General features: G+C 75.5%; 14 protein-coding genes. 6 read left to right on the top strand and 8 right to left on the bottom strand.

What is annotated here, in order from left to right; all coding sequences use genetic code 11:
* Positions 1–103: 103 nt before the first annotated feature.
* From CLV72_RS07795 to ispH, 3 genes are all read left to right on the top strand, one after another.
* Positions 104–1,510 (top strand): family 2B encapsulin nanocompartment shell protein, encoded by a 1,407-nt coding sequence (locus CLV72_RS07795; protein WP_106242195.1) that lies wholly within the window; start codon positions 104–106, stop codon positions 1,508–1,510.
* A gap of 11 nt (positions 1,511–1,521) precedes the next feature.
* The gene (locus tag CLV72_RS07800) at positions 1,522–2,625 is read left to right on the top strand and encodes a family 2 encapsulin nanocompartment cargo protein polyprenyl transferase (protein ID WP_106242198.1); all 1,104 of its coding nucleotides are present in this window, start codon (positions 1,522–1,524) and stop codon (positions 2,623–2,625) included.
* A 106-nt stretch (positions 2,626–2,731) separates the two neighbouring features.
* On the top strand, positions 2,732–4,042 hold the full coding sequence (gene ispH, locus CLV72_RS07805) for a 4-hydroxy-3-methylbut-2-enyl diphosphate reductase (RefSeq protein ID WP_106242202.1): 1,311 nt from the start codon (positions 2,732–2,734) through the stop codon (positions 4,040–4,042).
* 26 nt (positions 4,043–4,068) lie between these two features.
* Here ispH and CLV72_RS07810 read toward each other — a convergent pair whose 3' ends face one another.
* From CLV72_RS07810 to CLV72_RS07845, 8 genes are all read right to left on the bottom strand, one after another.
* Complete coding sequence (locus tag CLV72_RS07810) at positions 4,069–5,568, bottom strand: sensor histidine kinase (RefSeq protein ID WP_106242205.1); 1,500 nt, start codon at positions 5,566–5,568, stop codon at positions 4,069–4,071.
* The gene (locus tag CLV72_RS07815; protein ID WP_106242208.1) at positions 5,561–6,304 is read right to left on the bottom strand and encodes a response regulator transcription factor; all 744 of its coding nucleotides are present in this window, start codon (positions 6,302–6,304) and stop codon (positions 5,561–5,563) included. The genes CLV72_RS07810 and CLV72_RS07815 overlap by 8 nt, the downstream gene beginning before the upstream one ends.
* Positions 6,305–6,415: 111 nt before the next feature.
* Positions 6,416–7,129 (bottom strand): ABC transporter ATP-binding protein, encoded by a 714-nt coding sequence (locus CLV72_RS07820; protein WP_106242211.1) that lies wholly within the window; start codon positions 7,127–7,129, stop codon positions 6,416–6,418.
* Between the two features lie 30 nt (positions 7,130–7,159).
* A complete protein-coding gene (locus CLV72_RS07825) occupies positions 7,160–8,611 on the bottom strand; it encodes an ABC transporter permease (RefSeq protein ID WP_106242214.1) in 1,452 nt (483 codons plus the stop codon).
* Positions 8,612–8,763: 152 nt separating this feature from the next.
* Entirely contained in the window at positions 8,764–10,902 is a 2,139-nt protein-coding gene (locus CLV72_RS07830) for a HelD family protein (RefSeq protein WP_106242218.1), read from the bottom strand.
* Positions 10,903–11,015: 113 nt separating this feature from the next.
* Positions 11,016–11,543: a hypothetical protein gene (locus tag CLV72_RS07835; RefSeq protein ID WP_106242222.1), complete on the bottom strand. Its 528-nt coding sequence runs from the start codon at positions 11,541–11,543 to the stop codon at positions 11,016–11,018.
* Positions 11,544–11,716: 173 nt separating this feature from the next.
* Positions 11,717–12,547, bottom strand: a complete 831-nt coding sequence (locus CLV72_RS07840; protein WP_106242226.1) for an SDR family NAD(P)-dependent oxidoreductase — start codon at positions 12,545–12,547, stop codon at positions 11,717–11,719.
* 83 nt (positions 12,548–12,630) lie between these two features.
* On the bottom strand, positions 12,631–13,530 hold the full coding sequence (locus CLV72_RS07845; protein ID WP_106242229.1) for a ribokinase: 900 nt from the start codon (positions 13,528–13,530) through the stop codon (positions 12,631–12,633).
* A gap of 307 nt (positions 13,531–13,837) precedes the next feature.
* Here CLV72_RS07845 and CLV72_RS07850 point away from each other — a divergent pair, with 307 nt between their 5' ends.
* From CLV72_RS07850 to CLV72_RS07860, 3 genes are all read left to right on the top strand, one after another.
* A complete protein-coding gene (locus CLV72_RS07850) occupies positions 13,838–15,139 on the top strand; it encodes a serine hydrolase domain-containing protein (protein WP_106242232.1) in 1,302 nt (433 codons plus the stop codon).
* Between the two features lie 194 nt (positions 15,140–15,333).
* The gene (locus CLV72_RS07855) at positions 15,334–16,737 is read left to right on the top strand and encodes an APC family permease (protein WP_106242235.1); all 1,404 of its coding nucleotides are present in this window, start codon (positions 15,334–15,336) and stop codon (positions 16,735–16,737) included.
* A gap of 162 nt (positions 16,738–16,899) precedes the next feature.
* Positions 16,900–18,516 carry a hypothetical protein gene (locus CLV72_RS07860; RefSeq protein WP_106242238.1) on the top strand — a complete coding sequence of 539 codons (1,617 nt, stop codon included), beginning with the start codon at positions 16,900–16,902 and terminating at the stop codon, positions 18,514–18,516.
* The last annotated feature ends 309 nt before the right edge of the window (positions 18,517–18,825 follow it).

The following is an 18,825-nucleotide window of genomic DNA, read 5'->3' on the forward strand; positions in this document are numbered from 1 at the left end:
ACGGGCGCGCCCTCCACCCGCCCGGCGCGACCGCGCCGCGCGTTCGCCCGGACCGGACGCGATCCGGCCGGCTGCCCGCTCCACTCGATTGGCGGAATCCCCTATGACCGTGCAGGAATCGGAGCGCGACCTGACCGTCGTACGCGCCCGGCTCAGCCTCGCCACCACCGCGGCCCGCAAACTGGCCACCACCACCAAGTCGGTCCCGCAGATGCAGGGCATCACCTCCCGGTGGCTGCTGCGGATGCTGCCCTGGGTGGAGGCGTCGGGTGGCGCCTACCGGGTGAACCGGCGGCTCAGCTACGCCGTCGGCGACGGACGCGTCAGTTTCACCAACACCGGCGCCGAGGTGCGGGTGGTGCCCGAGGAGCTGTGCGAGCTGCCGCAGCTGCGCGGCTTCACCGGCGCCGCGGCGCTCGGCGCGCTGGCCGAGCGCTTCGAGCAGCGCGAGTACGGTCCCGGTGAGACCGTGGTCGCGGTCGGCCGGCCGGCCGACGCGCTCTACCTGATCGCGCACGGCAAGGTGAACAAGATCGGCCGCGGCGAGTACGGCGACGACACCGTGCTCGACGTGATGGCGGGCGGCGAGTACTTCGGGGCGGGGCTGCTCGGCGGCGAGCCGGGCGACTGGGACTTCACCATCCAGACGGTGACGCCCTGCATCGTGCTGCGGCTGGACGCCGAGGCGCTCCAGGGGCTCGGCGGCGAGCACGCCGAGGCGCTGCGCCGGCACGCGCGGCAGGTCGGCGCCCGGCAGGCCCGTCCCAGCAACCGCCAGGGCGAGGCGGACGTCGCGGTCGCCTCGGGCCACGACGGCGAGCCGGTGCTGCCCGGCACCTACGTGGACTACGAGCGCTCGCCCCGCGAGTACGAGCTGAGCGTGGCCCAGACCGTGCTGCGGGTGCACACCCGGGTCGCCGACCTCTACAACCAGCCGATGAACCAGCTGGAGCAGCAGCTGCGGCTGACCGTGGAGGCGCTGCGCGAGCGCCAGGAGTACGAGCTGGTCAACAACCGCGAGTTCGGCCTGCTGCACAATGCCGACCTCAAGCACCGCATCTACACCAGGACCGGGCCGCCCACCCCCGACGACCTGGACGAGCTGCTGTCCCGGCGCCGCAAGTCGCGCTTCTTCCTCGCGCACCCGCGCGCCATCGCCGCCTTCGGCCGCGAGTGCAGCCGCCGCGGCGTCTACCCCGACACCGTCGAGCTGCACGGCCGCCCGGTCACCGCCTGGCGCGGCGTACCGCTGCTGCCCTGCGACAAGATCCCCATCTCACCGACGCGCACCACCTCGATCATGGTCATGCGCACCGGCCTGGAGGACCAGGGCGTCATCGGGCTGCACCAGACCGGCATCCCCGACGAGATCGAGCCCGCCATGAACGCCCGCTTCATGGGCATCGGCGAGCACGGCATCATGTCCTACCTGGTCAGCGCCTACTACTCGGCCGCCGTCCTGGTCCCCGACGCACTCGGCGTCCTCGAACAGGTCGAGATCGGGCACTGAGGGGGCCGACCATGGCGGGCACCGCACGCACGGCGGCCGGCACCCAGGGCGGCCAGACCGCCCCCCAGCCGCTCCCCGACGCCGCCGGGACGCAGCAGGCGGCGCGCCCCGCGCCCGAACTGCTGGCCTGGAGCAGATCAGCCTTCGACCCCGCGCTGCGCGCGGCGGCCGAGGCCCTGCCCGCGCCGATCCGGCAGATCGCCGGCTACCACTTCGGCTGGCTGGACGCCCAGGGCCGCCCCACCGGAGCCGACGGCGGCAAGGCCATCCGACCGGCCCTGGTGCTGCTGGCGGCCGAGGCCGTCGGCGCCGACCCGGCCGCCGCGGTGCCGGCGGCCGTCGCGGTGGAGCTGGTGCACGACTTCTCGCTGCTGCACGACGACGTGATGGACGGCGACGCCACCCGGCGGCACCGGCCCACCGCGTGGAGCGTCTTCGGGGTCGGCCCGGCCATCCTGGCCGGGGACGCGCTGCTCACCCTCGCCTTCGACGTGCTGGCCGCCAGCGGGCACCCCTCGGCCCAGGACGGCATGCGGATGCTCAGCGCCGCCGTGCAGGTGCTGATCGACGGCCAGAGCAGCGACATGGCCTTCGAACGGCGCGAGAACGTCGACCTGGCGCAGGCGCTGGGCATGGCCGAGAACAAGACGGGGGCGCTGCTGGGCTGCGCCTGCGCGCTGGGTGCCCTGTTCGGCGGCGGCACGGCGGAGCAGACCGCGCTGCTGCGCGGCTTCGGCGAACGGCTCGGCCTGTCCTTCCAGCTCGTCGACGACCTGCTCGGCATCTGGGGCGATCGGGCGGCCACCGGGAAGCCGGTCCACTCCGACCTGCGCAACCGCAAGAAGTCGCTGCCGGTCGTCGCCGCGCTGACCTCCGGGACCCCGGCCGGAGCCGAGCTGGCCGGCCTCTACCACCGCGAGGGCGCGCTGACCGAGGCCGAACTGGCCCGCGCGGCCGCTCTGGTCGAGCTGGCCGGCGGGCGCGACTGGGCGCGGCGCCGGGCCGGCGAACTGCTCGATACCGCCCTCGACCGGCTCGGCTCGGTGGGCCCGCACGCGCGGCCCGCCGCGGAGCTGGCCGAACTGGCTCGCCTGGTCGTCCGGCGGGACCACTGATCGCGGGCCCGCCCCGCCCGGCGCCGCGGCCCGGCGGCACGGGCGGGCGGGCCCGTCCGCCCCACGCTCCGCCCCCGCCGCCGTCCCATCCCTGAGGAGGTCCACGATGTCCGCCACCGCAGCGCACCGCCTGGTCGCGGCGATCGCCCCGGACGCACTGGCGCCGGGCACCGTACTGGTCGCCGACACCCTGGCCGCCGACCCGCGGGCCGCCGGGCCCGGCGGCGGGGCCGATGTGCCCTGCCCGGCCGCCCCACTGGTCGAGGCCGAGCTGCGCCGGCTCGGGACGGCCACCGTGCGCGGAGTGCTCCGGCTGGCCCCCGCCGGCACCGACCCGGTCAGCCGCGACTCCGCCGCGGTGGCCGCGCTGCTGCGCGGCGGCGGCGCCGGGGTGGGCATCGGGGTGGCCGCCCCGCCCGATGACCACGCCGCCCGGCTGGCCGCCCGCGCCGCCCTGGCCTCCTGGCTGGCCGTGGCCGGCAGCCCCCGCACGGTGCTGCTGGCCGCGCCGCGGTCCTTCTGCGCCGGGGTGGAGCGCGCCATCGAGGTGGTCGAGCACGCGCTGCGGCAGCGCGGCGCCCCCGTCTACGTGCGCAAGCAGATCGTGCACAACACCCACGTGGTGGGCGAGCTGAGCGAGCGCGGCGCGGTGTTCGTGGACGAACTGGAGTCGGTGCCCGAGGGCGCCACCGTGGTCTTCTCCGCGCACGGGGTCTCGCCGCAGGTGCGGACGGAGGCCGAGCGGCGGCGGCTGCGGGTGATCGACGCGACCTGCCCGCTGGTCACCAAGGTGCACGTGGAGGCGCGCCGCTTCGCCGGGCGGGGCGACACGGTCGTGCTGATCGGGCATGCCGGGCACGAGGAGGTCGAGGGCACCCTCGGCGAGGCACCCGAGCACACCGTGCTGGTGGAGACGGTGGCGGACGTGGAGCGGCTGGAGGTGGCGGACCCCGAGCGGGTCTCCTACCTGACCCAGACCACCCTGGCGGTCGACGAGGCGGCCGAGGTGGTGGACGCGCTGCGGCGGCGCTTCCCCGCGCTGCGCGGCCCCGGCTCCGACGACATCTGCTACGCCACCACCAACCGGCAGGACGCGCTGGCCGCCATCGCCGAGGAGGCCCAGCTGGTGCTGGTGGTCGGCTCGGCCAGCTCCTCCAACTCGCGCCGGCTGGTGGAGCTGTCGCAGCGCCGCGGCACCGCCGCGCACCTGATCGAGGACGCCGCCGCCATCCGCCCCGACTGGCTGGCCGGCGTGCGCACCGTCGGCCTCACCGCCGGGGCGTCGGCCCCGCCCCGGCTGGTCGAGGAGGTCATCGCCATCCTGGGCGGCCTCGGCCCGGTGCGCGCGGTCGAACGCGAGACCGCGCGGGAGACGGTCCGCTTCACACTGCCCTCGGCGCTGCGCGGGCCGGGCTGAGGGCGGTGGCCGACCGGGACCCGGGGTCAGGCCGGTGCGGCGGGCAGCCGGACGGTGAAGACGGTGGCGCCCGGGCCGCCGGCCAGATCCGCCTCGCCGCCGTGGGCCCGCACCACCGCCCGGACGATCGCCAGGCCGAGCCCGGTGCTGCCGGTCGCCCGGGCGCGGGAGCCGTCCGCGCGGGTGAAGCGCTCGAAGACGGCGTCGCGCTGCTCGGGCGCGATCCCGGGGCCGTCGTCGGACACGGTGAGCACCACGGTGCCCGCCGCCCGGTCGCCGCGCAGGCCCACCGTGACGCGGGTTCCCGGCGGGGTGTGCACCCGCGCGTTGGACAGCAGGTTCGCGACGACCTGCTGCAGGCGGTGGGCGTCGCCGAGCACCGTCGCCTCGGCGGGCTCGGCGTCGATCTCCAGCAGCCACCGGTGCCCGCCGCCGGCCACCCGCGCGTCGTTGACCGCGTCGATGACCAACCGGGGCAGGCTCACCGTCCGCCGCTCCAGCTCCCGGCCCTCGTCCAGCCGGGCGAGCAGCAGCAGGTCCTCCACGAGGGCGGTCATCCGGACCGTCTCCGCCTCGATCCGGTCCAGCGCGTACACCGCGTCGGCGGGCAGCCCTTCGCCCATCCGCCGGGTCAGCTCGGAGTAGCCGCGGATCGCGCTCAGCGGGGTGCGCAGCTCGTGGCTGGCGTCGGCGACGAAGCGGCGGACCTTGTCCTCGCTGGCCTGGCGGGCCGTCAGCGAGCGCTCGATATGGCCGAGCATCCGGTTGAACGCCGCGATCACCTGCCCGGTCTCGGTGCCCGGGTCCGCTCCCCCGGCGGTGACGCGCTCGCCGAGGGCGGCGTCGCGGTCCAGCGGCAGGTCCGCGACCCGGGCCGCGGTCCGGGCCACGCTCTCCAGCGGGCGCAGCGCGAAGCGGATGTAGCCGGCGGCGAAAGCGACCAGCACCGCGACGCCGACGGCCGACACGGCGGCGATCGTCACCGCCAGCTGGAGGACCGCGGTGTCGGCCGGCCGGGTCGGGAGGCCGACGAGGAAGGCCGAGCCGGGCGTCGTGGCCAGCGCGACCCGGTAGCCGCCCAGCTCGCCGCCGAGGTCCGCGCCGTGGACCGGCCCCGGCTCGGCCGCCGCCAGCAGCCGCTCCAGCTGCTCGTCCGGCAGCGGCCGGACGGCGGAGTCGCGGTCTAGGTAGCCGGCGTGCAGCTCGCGGCCGTCGCTGATCACCAGCACCATGCCGGCCTCCGTGCCCGGGGCGGCGAGGATCATCTCCACCGGGGAGACGTCCTGCCCCGGCGGCGCCCGCAGCGCGGGCGCGGGCCCGGCGGTGCGGCCGATGGCGGTGCGCACCCGCTGGTCGAGCTGGTCCATCAGCACGGTGCGCAGGGTGAGCACGCTGCCGACGCAGATCACCAGGCTGATCAGGGTGACCACCGAGGCGACCGTCACCACCAAGCGGCGGCGCAGCGTGCGCGGCCGCGCGCCGGGCGGGCGCGGCCGGCGCCGCAGCCGCCGCCACCGCTCACGCATCGGTGGGCGGCTTGAGCACGTAGCCGACGCCTCGGACCGTGTGGATCATCGGCGCCCGGCCCGCGTCGATCTTCTTGCGCAGGTAGGAGATGTAGATCTCCACCACGCTGGACCGGCCGCCGAAGTCGTAGTTCCACACCCGGTCCAGGATCCGCGCCTTGCTGAGCACCCGCTGCGGGTTGCGCATCAGGAAGCGCAGCAGCTCGAACTCGGTGCCGGTGAGCGTGATCGGGGTGCCGCCCCGGCTCACCTCGTAGCTGTCCTCGTTCAGCGCCAGGTCGCCGACCCGCAGCACCGGGTCGCCCGCGGCGGCCAGGGTGAGCGTGGAGCGGCGGATCAGCCCTCGGGTCCTGGCCACCACCTCCTCCAGGCTGAAGGGCTTGGTGACGTAGTCGTCCCCGCCCGCCGTGAGCCCGGTGAGCCGGTCGTCCAGGGAGTCCTTGGCGGTGAGGAACAGCACGGGCACGTGGTCGCCGCCGGAGCGCAGCCGGGCCAGCACCTGGAGCCCGTCGAGGTCGGGGAGCATGATGTCCAGCACCAGTGCGTCGGGGCGGAACTCCCGGGCCAGCGACAGTGCGCTCCGCCCGGTGCCGGCGGTGCGGGTCTCCCAGCCCTCGTAGCGGAAGGCCATGGACAGCAGGTCGGCCAGGGTGGACTCGTCGTCGACCACCAGCACCCGCACGGGTGTGCCGTCGGCCTTGCGCAGCGGAGGCGCGAAGCGCGCGGGTCCGGACATGGGCTACCACCATCGCTCGGTCCGGCGGCGGGAATGGGCCGCCGCCGGGTGGCACGGGACATGGGCGGGTCCGCCGCGCGCCCCCGGAGCCGGGCGGGGGCGCCCGGCACGTCAGGAGCCGGCCGCTGCCGGCCGGGGCGCCGTCCGTCCGCGCGGCGCCCCGCTAGTGACGGTACCGTCGGCGATGTACAGGCGGCGATCCGCGCGGTCGGCCACGGCCGAGTCGTGCGTGACGACCACCACCGTCAGGCCCTGGTCGCGCCACAGCAGCTCCAGCAGGTCCATGACCTCGTCGCGGGTGACCTCGTCCAGGTTGCCGGTCGGCTCGTCGGCCAGCAGCACCTCGGGCTCCTTGACCAGGGCGCGGGCGATCGCCACCCGCTGCTGCTGGCCGCCGGACAGCTCGGCCGGCAGGTGGTCGAGCCGGTCGGCCAGGCCGACCCGGCCCAGGACCTCGGTGGACCTGCGGCGCCGCTCGGCACCGGCCGTGCCCAGGGGGGCCAGCGCGGTCTCCACGTTCTCCCGCGCGGTCAGGGTGGGAATCAGGTTGAAGTTCTGGAAGACGAAGCCGACCTGGCGGGCCCGTACCCGGGCCAGTTCGCGGTCGTCGGCGGCCGAGAGCACGGCGTCGCCCAGCCGCACCTCGCCGGAGCTGGGCCGGTCGAGCGCGCCGAGCATCTGCAGCAGCGTCGACTTGCCGCCGCCGGTCGGGCCCTGCACCGCGACCAGTTGCCCGGTCGGAATGCTCAGGTCGACGCTCCTGAGGGCGTGGACGGTGCGGTTGGTCTGCCGGTAGGTCTTGGTCACATTGCTGAGGGTGTACACGGTCGCTCCAGGAGGGTTCGCAGGGCGGGCTCAGTTGACGGCGCGCAGTGCCTCGGCCGGGCGCAGCCTGGCCGCGCGCCAGCCGCCGGACGCCCCCGCGACCAGGCCGCCGAGCGCGGCCAGTCCCACCGCGAGCAGGACGATCTGCACCGAGACCGGCGCGTTGAGCACGATGTCGGCGGTGCTTGCGGCGGCGTCAGAGCCGGGGCCGATCCGTACCGGCCCGCCGCCCGCCGGTTCGCCCTCCGGGCCGGCCGGCGCGTCGGTCACCGAGGACAGCGTGATGCCGGCGGCGTTGACGGCGAGCACGCCGATCACACCGAGCGCGGAACCGACCAGCCCGCCGAGCACCGCCTGGACCAGGGACTCGCCCGCGACCTGCCGAACCACCCTCCCGTTGGACCAGCCGATCGCCTTGAGGGTGCCGAACTCGCGGGTGCGCCTGGCGACGCCCGACATGGTGAGCAGCGCCGCGATGAGGAAGGCGGCGGCCAGGACGGCGACGGACAGCCAGGTGCCCAGGTTCGACAGCAGCGAGGCGGCGGTGGCCAGCGAGCCCGACACCGTCGAGGCGAGGTCCTGCTGGGTGTTGACGGTGGCGTCGGGAAGCGCCGCTTCGATGTCGGCCTGCACCTGGTCGATCGCGGTGGCTGAAGTAGCCTGTACGTATATGTCGCTGATCTCCCCGTCCAGCTCTGCCAGTTCCTGGGCGGTGTCGAGCGGGATGTAGACGTCGGCGGCGCTGGCGCCGGTCGCGGCGGTGGAGGCCACCAGGCCGACGATCTCGAACTCGGTGCCGCCGATCTCCAGGGTGTCGCCGACGGCCAGTTCCGCGCCGGTGGCGTAGTCGTTGTCCAGCACGGCGGTGTGCGTCCCGGCGTCGTCGGCCGCCGGCGCCCGCCCGTCGCTGACGGCGACGGAGGTGAGCGGCCCGACCCCGGTCTCGCCGGGGTCCAGGCCCAGGACGGAGAAGGTGGTGACGTCGAAGGAACTGCCGCCCTCGCCGTCGGCGCCGCCGCCGGGGGCGACCCGGACCATGCCGCCGCCCTCCTGCGGGTCGGGCATCTCGCCCTCGAAGGTGACGTTGGTCAGTGACAGGGTCGCGGTGGCGGCCTCGACGTCGGCGATGCCGCGGACCGTGTCCACGGCGTCGGCGCTGAAGGACGCGGTGCCGGGCGACAGGTGCAGCCGGGACTGGACGACACTGGTGCTGCCGTCGGCGCGCTCGCCGTCCTCGGCGCCGAACTGGAAGCGCTGCCCGCCCCCGCCGCCCGCGTTGGGGCCCTCGGCCGGACTGCTCACGGTGATGTCGGTACCGACCCCGTACACCGCCGACAGCGCCGAGTCCTGGGCGTCCTCGACGCCGGCCGACAGGCTGCTGACGATGATCACCAAGGTGATCGCCAGCGCCATGCCCGCGGCCACGACCGCGCTCTGTCTGCGGCGGTTGGCCAGTTCGCGCCGCAAGTAGGTGAAGAACATGAGAGGTGTCCGCCCTGTACTCGCATGGTGCCCGGCCGTCCTTCGGCCGGAAGGGCGCCGGTCGACCGGCGCGCAGGGCCGACCCTAGGGACGCGGCTTTGGCGCCGTGTTGGCCTTTCCTATGAGCCGGCCAAGAACCCGGCCGGGCTCGTTCAGACCGCGGCGAGTTCGGCGGGGAGCGGCTCGCTGTGCAGGACGCGCAGGCGGGAGACGGCGCGGGTGAGCACGACGTAGAGGCGGCGGGCGCCGCGCGGCTCGGCCGCGGCGATGCGGGACGGCTCCGCGACCACGACCGTGTCGAACTCCAGGCCCTTGGCGAGAGTGGCGTCGACCACCACCAGCCGGGAGGCGCCCAGCGCGTCGGGCCGCTCGGCCTGGCTGAGCGCGGGCAGCCCCTCGGCGGCCAGCCGCTCGGCCAGGGCGGCGGTGTCGGCGTCGGCCGCGATCAGGCCGACGGAGCCCTCGTCGGCCAACGCCTCCTGGCAGGCGGCCGCGACCGCGTCGGCGAGGGCGCCGGGGGCGGCCCGTTCGACGGTGAGCGAGCCGGGCGCCCGGCGCACCGCGACGGGCGGGGCGAGACCGGGCGCGATGCCGGGGAGCAGCCTGCTCGCGTAGGAGATGATCTGCTGCGGCACCCGGTAGCCCCGGTCGAGCACGGTGAGCCTGGCCTCGGGCTTGCCGAGGTGGGCGAGGAGGGTGGGCCAGTCGTCGGCGGCCCAGGGGGTGGTGCCCTGGGCGATGTCGCCCAGCACGGTGACCGAGCCCGAGGCGCAGCGGCGGCCGATCGCGCGGCACTGCATCGGGCTGAGGTCCTGCGCCTCGTCCACCACGATGTGCCCGAGGGAGGGGCGCCGCTCGACCAGCTGCGCCGCCTCGTCCACCAGCGCCAGGTCCGCCTCGCTCCACCGGGCCGACTTGGGGCCGCGCGCCGGCCTGGCCCACAGCACCGCCCGCTGCTCGCCGGGGTCGAGCAGCCCCTCGGCCGCGGCGGCGAGGGCGGCGGGGTCCGACAGCAGGGTGAGGACGACCTTCGCCGGGTCGGCGGCGGGCCACATCGCGTTCACAGCGGCGCGCACCGCGCGGTCGCGCCTGACCTGGTCGTGGGTGCGGTCGTCGCAGACCTCCCCGGCCGCCTCCAGCCGGCTGAGCACGGTGTGCGCGATGCGGTGCGCCAGCAGCTCGCGGCCGGCGCCGTAGGGCACCTCGCGGGCGCGCAGCTCGTCCAGGATGTCGGCCAGCTCGCCGGGGTAGATCCGCAGCCTGCGGGCGCCGCGCTGCACCACCAGCGTTTCCTCCGGTGCGCGCGGCCGCGCCCACAGCGCGCGCCTGATCACCTCGGCCATGCGCGCGTCGCCCTTGATCCGGGCCGCCTCGGGGGTGTCGGCGCCGCGCGGGGCGCCGGTGGCCGGGGTGGTCAGCAGCTCCGTGACGGTGGTCTGGCCGACCGCGACCTCGCCCAGCGCGGGCAGCACCCCCTTGATGTAGCTCAGGAAGGAGGTGTTGGGCCCGATGATGAGCACGCCGGTGCGGCGGAGCCGGTCGCGGTGCGCGTACAGCAGGTAGGCGACCCGGTGCAGGCCGACGGCGGTCTTGCCGGTGCCGGGCGCGCCCTGCACGCACACCGACTCCTCCAGCGCGGTGCGGACGAGGTCGTCCTGCTCGGGCTGGATGGTGGCGACGATGTCGCGCATCGGGCCGACGCGGGGCCGCTCGATCTCGGCGGCCAGCAGCTCGCCGCCGCCGCCCGAGCCCGTGTCGGCGCCCTGCAGCGGCTCGTCCTCGACGGCGGTGAGCAGCGCGCCGGAGAAGCCGAAGCGGCGGCGGTTGCGCACCCGCATCGGCTCGGCCCGGGTGGCCCGGTAGAAGGCGACGGAGACGGGGGCGCGCCAGTCGATGACCAGCGGGGTGCCCGCGGGGTCCTGCACATGGCGGCGGCCGACGTACACCCGGTCGCCGTCGGGGGTGCGGGCGGCGGTGAAGCCGTCGTCACCGGGATCGGCCTCGAAGACGGTGCCGGGCGCGTAGTCGAGCCGGCCGAAGAAGGGCGGCACGTCGGGCAGGTCGACCAGCTGCTCGGCCCGGCGCCGCCGCTCCTCGCGCAGCACCGCGTTGGAGTACTTGTCACCGACGACGTCGCCCTGCGAGGTCGCGGTGTCGAGCACCTTCTGCCGCATCGTCCGCAGCGCTTCCCTGGCATCGGCGGCGTGGGCCCGCTCGGCCAGGATCTCGGGGGCGGGCGGCCCCGGCTCGGGGGCGTCGGGGCGTGCGGGATCGGCGGCTGGCACGGACATGGGGGCGGCCCTTTCGCGGAACGGAACGGACGGCGGCGGGACGAGATCCCGCCCCGGGGCGCGCCCGGTTCGTCACGATCCTCATCGCAGATGGTGCCGCGGATGGATGAGCCCTAAAGACTAGTGGGATCCGGCGCCTCGGGCCAAGTCGCGCCGGCCGCCAGCAGCGCGGCCCGCGCCTGCCGGCGGATCTCGGGCACCCAGTCGTGGGCGCGCAGCCGCAGGAAGGGCAGCAGTTCGTCGGGTCCGTCGGCGATGATCCTGGCCACGGCCGCGCCGCGGACGAAGGCGTCCGGATGGCAGGCGGCGATGCCCAGGCACAGCGGCGAGAGGTCGCGGCGGTGCACCCGCAGCCGCAGCGCTCGGGTGCGGCCGGCCTGCTCGGGCGCCCCGCCCGAACGGCCGCTCGGCTGCCACAGCTCGCGCCGGAAGCCGAGGTCGAGGCGGTGCCAGGCGCGGTCGTCCAGCCCGGGCAGCGCGGCCAGCGCCGCCGCGGACACCTCGGCGTCGCCGGCCCCGGCCAGCAGCAGCCCGACCAGCACGGCCACGGCGCCGGGCGCGCCCTCGCGCGCCGCCGCGCAGGCCGCGGCCACCTCGGCGGGCGCCGGCGGAGGGTCCTGGGGGTGCTCGGCGCCGATCATGGCGAACTCGTCCGCCCGCGCGGCACCCGCCGGACGGCCGACCCGCTCCGCCGCCCGCGCGGGTTTCGCATCGTTCGTCCGGTTCGCACGCTGGCGTCATCCTTCGTCGCGTTCTACCGCTTTACCAGCGCAACAATGCCACGCCGCGGTCGCCGGGACGAGTCAATTACCGGTCAGGCCGCCCGGGTCAGGAGTTCCTCGGCGAGGGCGCGCAGCCGGCGGCGGGCGGCGGGGTCCTCGGCCTGGGCGTTGGGGCGGGCCGGGCGCTCGCGGTCGAAGAAGCGGCCGGTCACGTCGTCCAGCGAGGGGTCGGTGATGAGGCGGAGGGTGGCGGTGCCGCCCTCCTCCAGGGTGCTGACCGGTTCGATCCCGACCTCGTTGACCATCGTGGTGTCCATGAAGGTGGCCGGGTGCAGCGCGTTCGCGGTGACGCCGGTGCCCTTCAGCTCCTCGGCCAGGTCGATGGTGTCCATCACCTGCGCGAGCTTCGCCCGCCGGTAGGCGGTGACGCCGTCGTAGCCGCCGGTCAGCATGGGGTCGTCGAAGTCGACCGGGTACTGCCCCATGGAGGCCACGTTCACCACCCGCGCGGGCGCCGAGGCGACCAGCAGCGGCACCAGCAGCCGCGACAGCCGGTGGCCGGCCAGGTAGTTGACGGCGAAGCGCAGCTCGATCCCGTCGGCGCTCTCCCGCCGCCCGTCCTCGGGCCGCCCGAAGCCCACACCCGCATTGTTCACCAGCACGTCGAGCCGGTCGAAGCGCTCCCGCACCTCGGCCGCGAGCCGGTCGACCTGCCGCAGCTCGGCCAGATCGGCCAGCACGGTTTCGAGCTTCGCGTCCGGCGCGCCCGCGCGGATCCGCGCCGCGGTGGCGGCCACGCGCCCCGGATCGCGCCCGTGCACCACCACGCGCGCCCCGTCGGCGGCCAGCCGCTCGGCCAGGTACCGGCCCAGCCCGTCGGTCGCCCCGGTTACCAGGATCGTCTGCTCGTTCAGTGCTCGCACCGTCGCCCCTCGCCGTCCCGTGCCCGTGTCGTCCGGTCTACCGCACCAAGCGCGTGCGGGCGCCGGTCCATTCCGCCCTCGGCTCAGGGCTTGGCGAGCTCGACGTCGATCTCGGCGCGCGAGGGCATCGAGGTGCTGGCGCCCACCCGCTGGACGGCCAGCGCGGCCGCGGTGGTGGCGAAGCGCAGCGCCGCCTCGGGTCCGGCGCCCTCGGCGCGGGCCACGCTCAGCGCGCCGACGAAGGTATCGCCCGCGCCGGTGCTGTCGACGGCGCTCACCGAGCGCGCCGGCACCCGGGTGCGCGCGCCGGAGCGCGCGCCGTACAGGCAGCCCGCGCCGCCCAGGGTGATGACCGCCTCGGGCACCCGCTCCAGCAGCGCGTCCAGGGCGTGCTCTGGGTCGTCGGCGCCGGTGAGGGCCGCCGCCTCGTGCTCGTTGGGCACCAGCAGGTCGACCAGGTCGAGCAGCGCGGGGTCCAGCTCGCCGGCCGGCGCGGGGGTGAGCACGGTGGCGACCCCGGCGGCGCGGGCCGCCTCGGCCGCGGCGGCGGCCGCCGAGACCGGCAGTTCGAGCTGGAGCAGCACGGCGTCGCAGCCGGCCAGCGCCGCGCGGTCGGCGTCGTCGAGACCGGTCACCCCGGCGTTCGCGCCGGGCACCACGATGATCGAGTTGCCGCCCTCGTCGTCCACCACGATGTGGGCGATCCCGCTCGGCCCCGCCACGGTGCGCAGCCGCGACACGTCGCATCCGGCGTCGGCGAGGGTGCGGCGCAGCTCGGGGCCGAAGGGGTCGTTGCCGACCGCGCCGACGAACACGACCTCGGCGCCGGCCCGGGCGGCGGCCACGGCCTGGTTGGCGCCCTTGCCGCCGGGCACCGTGCGGAACTCGCGCCCCGTGACGGTCTCCCCCAGCCTGGGCGCCACCCCCACGTAGGCGACGAGGTCCATATTGGTGCTGCCCACGACGGCGATGCGCGCGCTCATATCCACTCCCGTCAACCCGATGGCCGGCCCGGCCGGACGCACCCGCGGGCCCCAGGGGCCCGCGGCGGACCGGCCGTCCGCCGCTCCGCGCCCGCCGCGCGGCGGTACCGCCATTGTTCCGCCGATCCGCGGCGGCCCGCACACCGCCCCGCCCGGGCGGGGCGGTGTGCGGGCCGCCGCCCGTCCGGAGCCGGACAGTCCGGGTGCGCGTGTTCCGCCCTGGGACTTACGGCTTTCGCACCGTTTTCCGCCAGAATGGCCGTTGATCTTGTCAGCCCGTGACAAGAAGCGACCAGATTGGAGCCCCATGAGCGGGCGCACCAGCGCGAGAACGCTCTCGATCGCCGGAACGGCCCTCGCCGCGCTGCTGATCACCGCCCCGGCGGCCGTCCCGGCCGCCGCCGAGCCCGCCGGCTCGCGAGACGACGCCATCGGCGGCGCCGCCCTCCAGACGGCCTTCGAGGGCCTGCACGACGCCGGCATGCCCGCCGTCTACGGCGCGCTGTCCGACGACGGCGAGCGGTGGAGCGGGGCGGCCGGCACCGCCGCCCTCGGCAGCGAGCGCCCGGCCCTGCCGAACTTCCGGCACCGGGTGGCCAGCGTCACCAAGTCCTTCGTCGCCGCCACCCTGCTGCGGCTGGCCGCACGCGGCGAGGTCGACCTGGACGCCCCGGTCGGCGACTACCTCCCCGAGGTCGTACCGGGCGAGCGCGGCCAGGCGATCACCGTCCGGATGCTGCTCAACCACACGAGCGGGATCAACGACCTCGTGTCCAGCGCCTTCCCCTCGCTGAACGAGCTGTCGGTCGCGGACCTGGACCGGTACCGCTTCCGCACGGTGGCGCCCGAGCAGCTGGCCGCGTGGGGTCTGGCCATGCCGCCCGTCGGCGAGCCGGGCGTGGCGCCCGGCGTCTACTCCAACACCAACTACGTGCTGGCCGGCCTGGTCATCGAGGCCGTCACCGGGCGCACCGCCGAGAGCGTCATCACCGAGGAGGTGATCCGCCCGGCCGGGCTGCGGCACACCTACTTCCCGGAGAACCGGCCGCGGATCCGCGGCCCGCACGCCGGGGCCTACGAGTCGATGTTCCAGACGCTGGTCCCGCCGCGCGACTACAGCACCTACAACGTCTCCTACATCTGGATGGCGGGCGACCTCGTCTCGACCGCTTCCGACCTGACCCGCTTCTACCGCGCGCTGGCCGACGGCGAGATCCTGGCCGAGGAGCAGCTGGCGGAGATGCGCACCACCGTGCCGGTCAACGCGGGCGGCGTGGAGATGCCCTACGGCCTGGGCCTGATGGCCTACGACACAATCTGCGGCCGGTACTGGGGCCACAACGGCGGCCTGTTCGGCTACGGCACCGACGCGGGCGCGCACGAGTCCGACGACCGCGCCTTCGCGTTCGGATCCAACCTGACCAGGCACAACGCCCTGGACGAGAACGGCGTGCCGCAGCCGCACCCGATCGACGCGGCCTTCGGGCCGGTCGCCATGGCGCTGTTCTGCCCGCCCGGCGCGCAGCCCGAGGACGTCCGGCCGCTGCTGGCCGAGGGCACCGCCTCGCCGCTGCTCGGCGGCCCGAGCATCGACGCCCGGCTGCCGTGAGCCCGCGGGGCGGCGGCCGGGCCACATCCGGCCGCCGCCCCGCGTTTGGTCCGCGTCCGCGCAGGTGACAACCCGGTCACCGTGCGGCCCGACTTCCCGCCCGCCTGGTTCACGCGGTGTGATGCCGGCGTTACCCTCCTGGGATCGGGTCAGCCGGTACCGGGCCGGACCACGAGGCGGAGACGGCGAGGCGGATGAGCGAAGGACTGAAGTCGGAAACGGGCACACCCGAGGGCGGGGCCGGCGGCACCGCGCTGAAGCGGGTCATCGGCCCCAAGCTGCTGCTGCTGTTCGTCATCGGCGACATCCTCGGCACCACGGTCTACTCCCTGACCGGCCAGGTCGCCGGCCGGGTGGGCGGCGCGCTGTGGGTGCCCTTCCTGGTCGCCTTCGTGGTGGCCTTCCTGACCGCGTTCAGCTACCTCGAACTGGTCAGCAAGTACCCGCGCGCCGCCGGGGCCGCCCTCTACGTGCACAAGGCCTTCGGCGTCCACTTCCTGACCTTCATGGTCGCCTTCGCGGTGATGTGCTCCGGCATCACCTCGGCGTCCTCGGCGGCGCAGGGCTTCAGCGGCGACTACCTGGAGGCGCTGGCCGGCCCGGACGTGCCGTCCTGGGCGGTGGCGATCGGCTTCCTGCTGCTGCTCGCCGGGATCAACCTGCGCGGCATCAGCGAGTCGGTCAAGGTCAACGTGGTGCTGACGCTGATCGAGATCACCGGTCTGGTGATCGTCGTGGTCTTCGGCGCGATCGCGATCTTCGGCGGTTCCAGCAACCCCGAACTGGTCGCCGACCCGGGCCGGCTGCTGGAGTTCAACGCCGAGAGCGGCCCCTTCTTCGCGGTCACCTCCGCGACGGCGCTGGCCTTCTTCGCCATGGTCGGCTTCGAGGACTCCGTCAACATGGCCGAGGAGACCAAGGACCCGGTGCGCACCTTCCCCCGGGTGCTGCTGCTCGGCCTGTGCGTCACCGCCGCCATCTACCTGACGATCGCGGTGGTCACCTCCACCCTGGTCCCCGCCGAGGTGCTGGCCGAGTCCGACGGGCCGCTGCTGCTGGTGGTCCAGGCGGCGGCGCCGTGGTTCAGGCCCGAGGTCTTCGCCCTGATCGCGATGGTCGCGCTCTCCAACACGGCGCTGATCAACATGCTGATGGCCAGCCGGCTGCTGTACGGCATGGCCAACGAGCGCATCATCCCGCGCGCCTTCGGCCGCGTCCTGGCCGTCCGCCGCACACCCTGGGTGTCGATCCTGTTCACCAGCATCATCGCGATGATCCTGGTCAGCACGGTGCAGATCTCCAGCCTCGGCGGCACCACCTCGCTGCTGCTGCTGATGGTCTTCGCGGTGGTGAACGTCGCCGTGCTGGTGCTGCGGCGGGAGAAGGTGGAGCACCGGCACTTCGTCGCCCCCACCTGGGCACCGGTGCTCGGTGCCGTCACCTGCGTCTTCTTCGCTCTGCCGATCACCGGCCGCCCGCTGGTGGAGTACGGGATCGCCTCGGCGCTGCTCGGCATCGGCGTGGTGTTCTGGCTGATCAACTACGTCGTCGGCAAGCGGCGCCCGGCCGACTTCGACGCCGGGAAGCTCGCGAAGTAGCGGCCCGGGCGGCCCGAGGCCGCCCCCGCACGGGCCCCGCCCGCCTCCGGGCGGAGCGGGGCCCGTGCCGCATGCGCCTCGGCCGGGAACCCGCCCGGCGCCGCTCCCGTCCGAAAGTGCGTCGCGGACGCGACGGCACCTTTCCCCCGGAGGTGGGCAGCGGTGAGCGACTGGGCCGACTACCGGCAGAACCGGCAGATCCGCGATCTGCAGGACGACATCGCCGGACTCAGCGCGCTGAGCGGACGGCTCAGTTCGCAGAACCACCGCCTGCAGTCCCGGCTGGCGCAGCTCAGCGGCTCGCTGGAGCAGCGCCTCAACCGGCTCAGCGCCTCCTTCGACGCCTTCGTCGAGCTGAGCGACCTGCGCGTCGACCTCTCCCTGTTCGGCCCGGAGAACCTGGCGCGCTACCAGGCGCGGCGGCTGCTGGCGTCGCTCGCCGACCCGTCCGGTACCGGTGCGGCGGCCCCGCCGCCCGTCACGGCCGAGCAGCCCGACGTGCCCGGCTACTGGCTGGTCCCGGCCACCAAGGCGTTCACCGCGTCCGCCGACGGCGCCGCCGAGTACGCCCTGGCCCGGCAGCGCGACCCCCACCGCAGCGCCGTGTTCCGGCTGCTGCTGGCCGCGCTGTCCGACCGGCCCGCCCCGGCGGGGCTGCTCGCCGAGGCGCTGGCCGAACTCCCGGCCCCGCTCGGCCAGGACCGCCGCACCCTGTGGCTGCTCGCCGCCGACGGCGCCTTCGGCCCCTCCGGCCGCGACACCGTCCAGGCCCGGCTGACCCGCGCCGTCGCCGAACTGGACACGTCCGAACGCGCCCAGGAGGAGGCGGCCTGGCGCGGCTTCGTGCACTCCCTGGCCTCCGACCAGGCGCGGACGGTCCGCGACCTGTCCGGCACCAGGCTGAAGGCACTGGAAGGACAGCTGTCGGCCGCCAAGCGGCTGCGCGCCCTGCGCGACTGGTGCGCCGCGGCGGTCGAGCTCCCCGCGCCCGACGCCGACCGCCCAGAACGGCCCTCGGCGGCCGCCGACGACGCCCGCCGCACACTGGAGCTGCTGATCGAGGAGGGCAGCGAGGCCGAGGCGCCGCTGCTGGCCCGGGCCGCCGAGCTGCGCGCGGTCATCGAGGCCGGCGGCGCGAGCGGCGCCGTCCCGGCCGACTGGCGCCGACCGGTCGGCCCGCCGATGGACCTGCTGCGCGCCGACGCCCGCCAGACCGAGCGGCCGCACCGGCGCGCCATCGCGGTGCGCGCCTCGGCGCCGCTGATCGGCGCCGTCGCCGCCGAACTCGCCGAGGCCGCCACCGCGCGCACCACCGCAGAGGCGGAGCTGGCCTTCTCCGGTCTCCGGCTGACCGTCACCAGGGACGGCACCCGCGGCAACGACCTCGCAATGGCCGAGCAGGAGCTGAACTCCCGCACCACCGTCTCCCCGGTCCCGCGCCGCGTCTGCCTCGCCGCGGCCGGGCTCGCCGTGCTGCTCACCCTCGTCGGCCTGGTGACCGCCGAGCCGACCGCCTACGTCGGCACCGTCCTCGCGGCCGGAGCGGCCGCCATCGCCTTCGTCCGCGACCGCATGGACCGCAAGGACGCGGTGGAGACCGCCGACTACAACCGCCGCCGCCTCCACCAGCAGACCGAGCAGGCCGCCGCCGCCCTCCGCGACCTGGACGACCGCTCCCGCGAGGCCCGCGAGGCCGCCCCGGCCGACCTGGCCGCCATCCGCACGACCCTGGGGCTCTCCCCCGGCTTCCCGTCATCGGCCACGCTCCTGACGCCCTGAGGCCGATGCCTTCGCGAACGGCTCCGTCCCGCACCGACCGTCCGGCACGCTCGAACCGCGTTCGGCCCGGCCGACCCCGTCCGCTTCCGGACCGTGTCCGTTTGGAGACAAGGGGTCGCCGGTACCGGCCGCGCCGCGCCAGGCTTGCACGGACCGGCCGATGAGCGGCCGCGCGACGCGGTCCCCCGCCGGTCCAGCACCGAACAGGAGCGACCATGCCGTCATTCGCCCCGACGCGTGCGGCCACGGGCCGCACCGCGCCGGCCGTTCTCGCCGGGACCGCGGTCCTGGCGCTGGCCGCCTGCGCGC

This window comes from Allonocardiopsis opalescens, from assembly GCF_003002095.1.
In the GTDB taxonomy this organism is placed as follows: Bacteria; Actinomycetota; Actinomycetes; order Streptosporangiales; family Streptosporangiaceae; genus Allonocardiopsis; species Allonocardiopsis opalescens.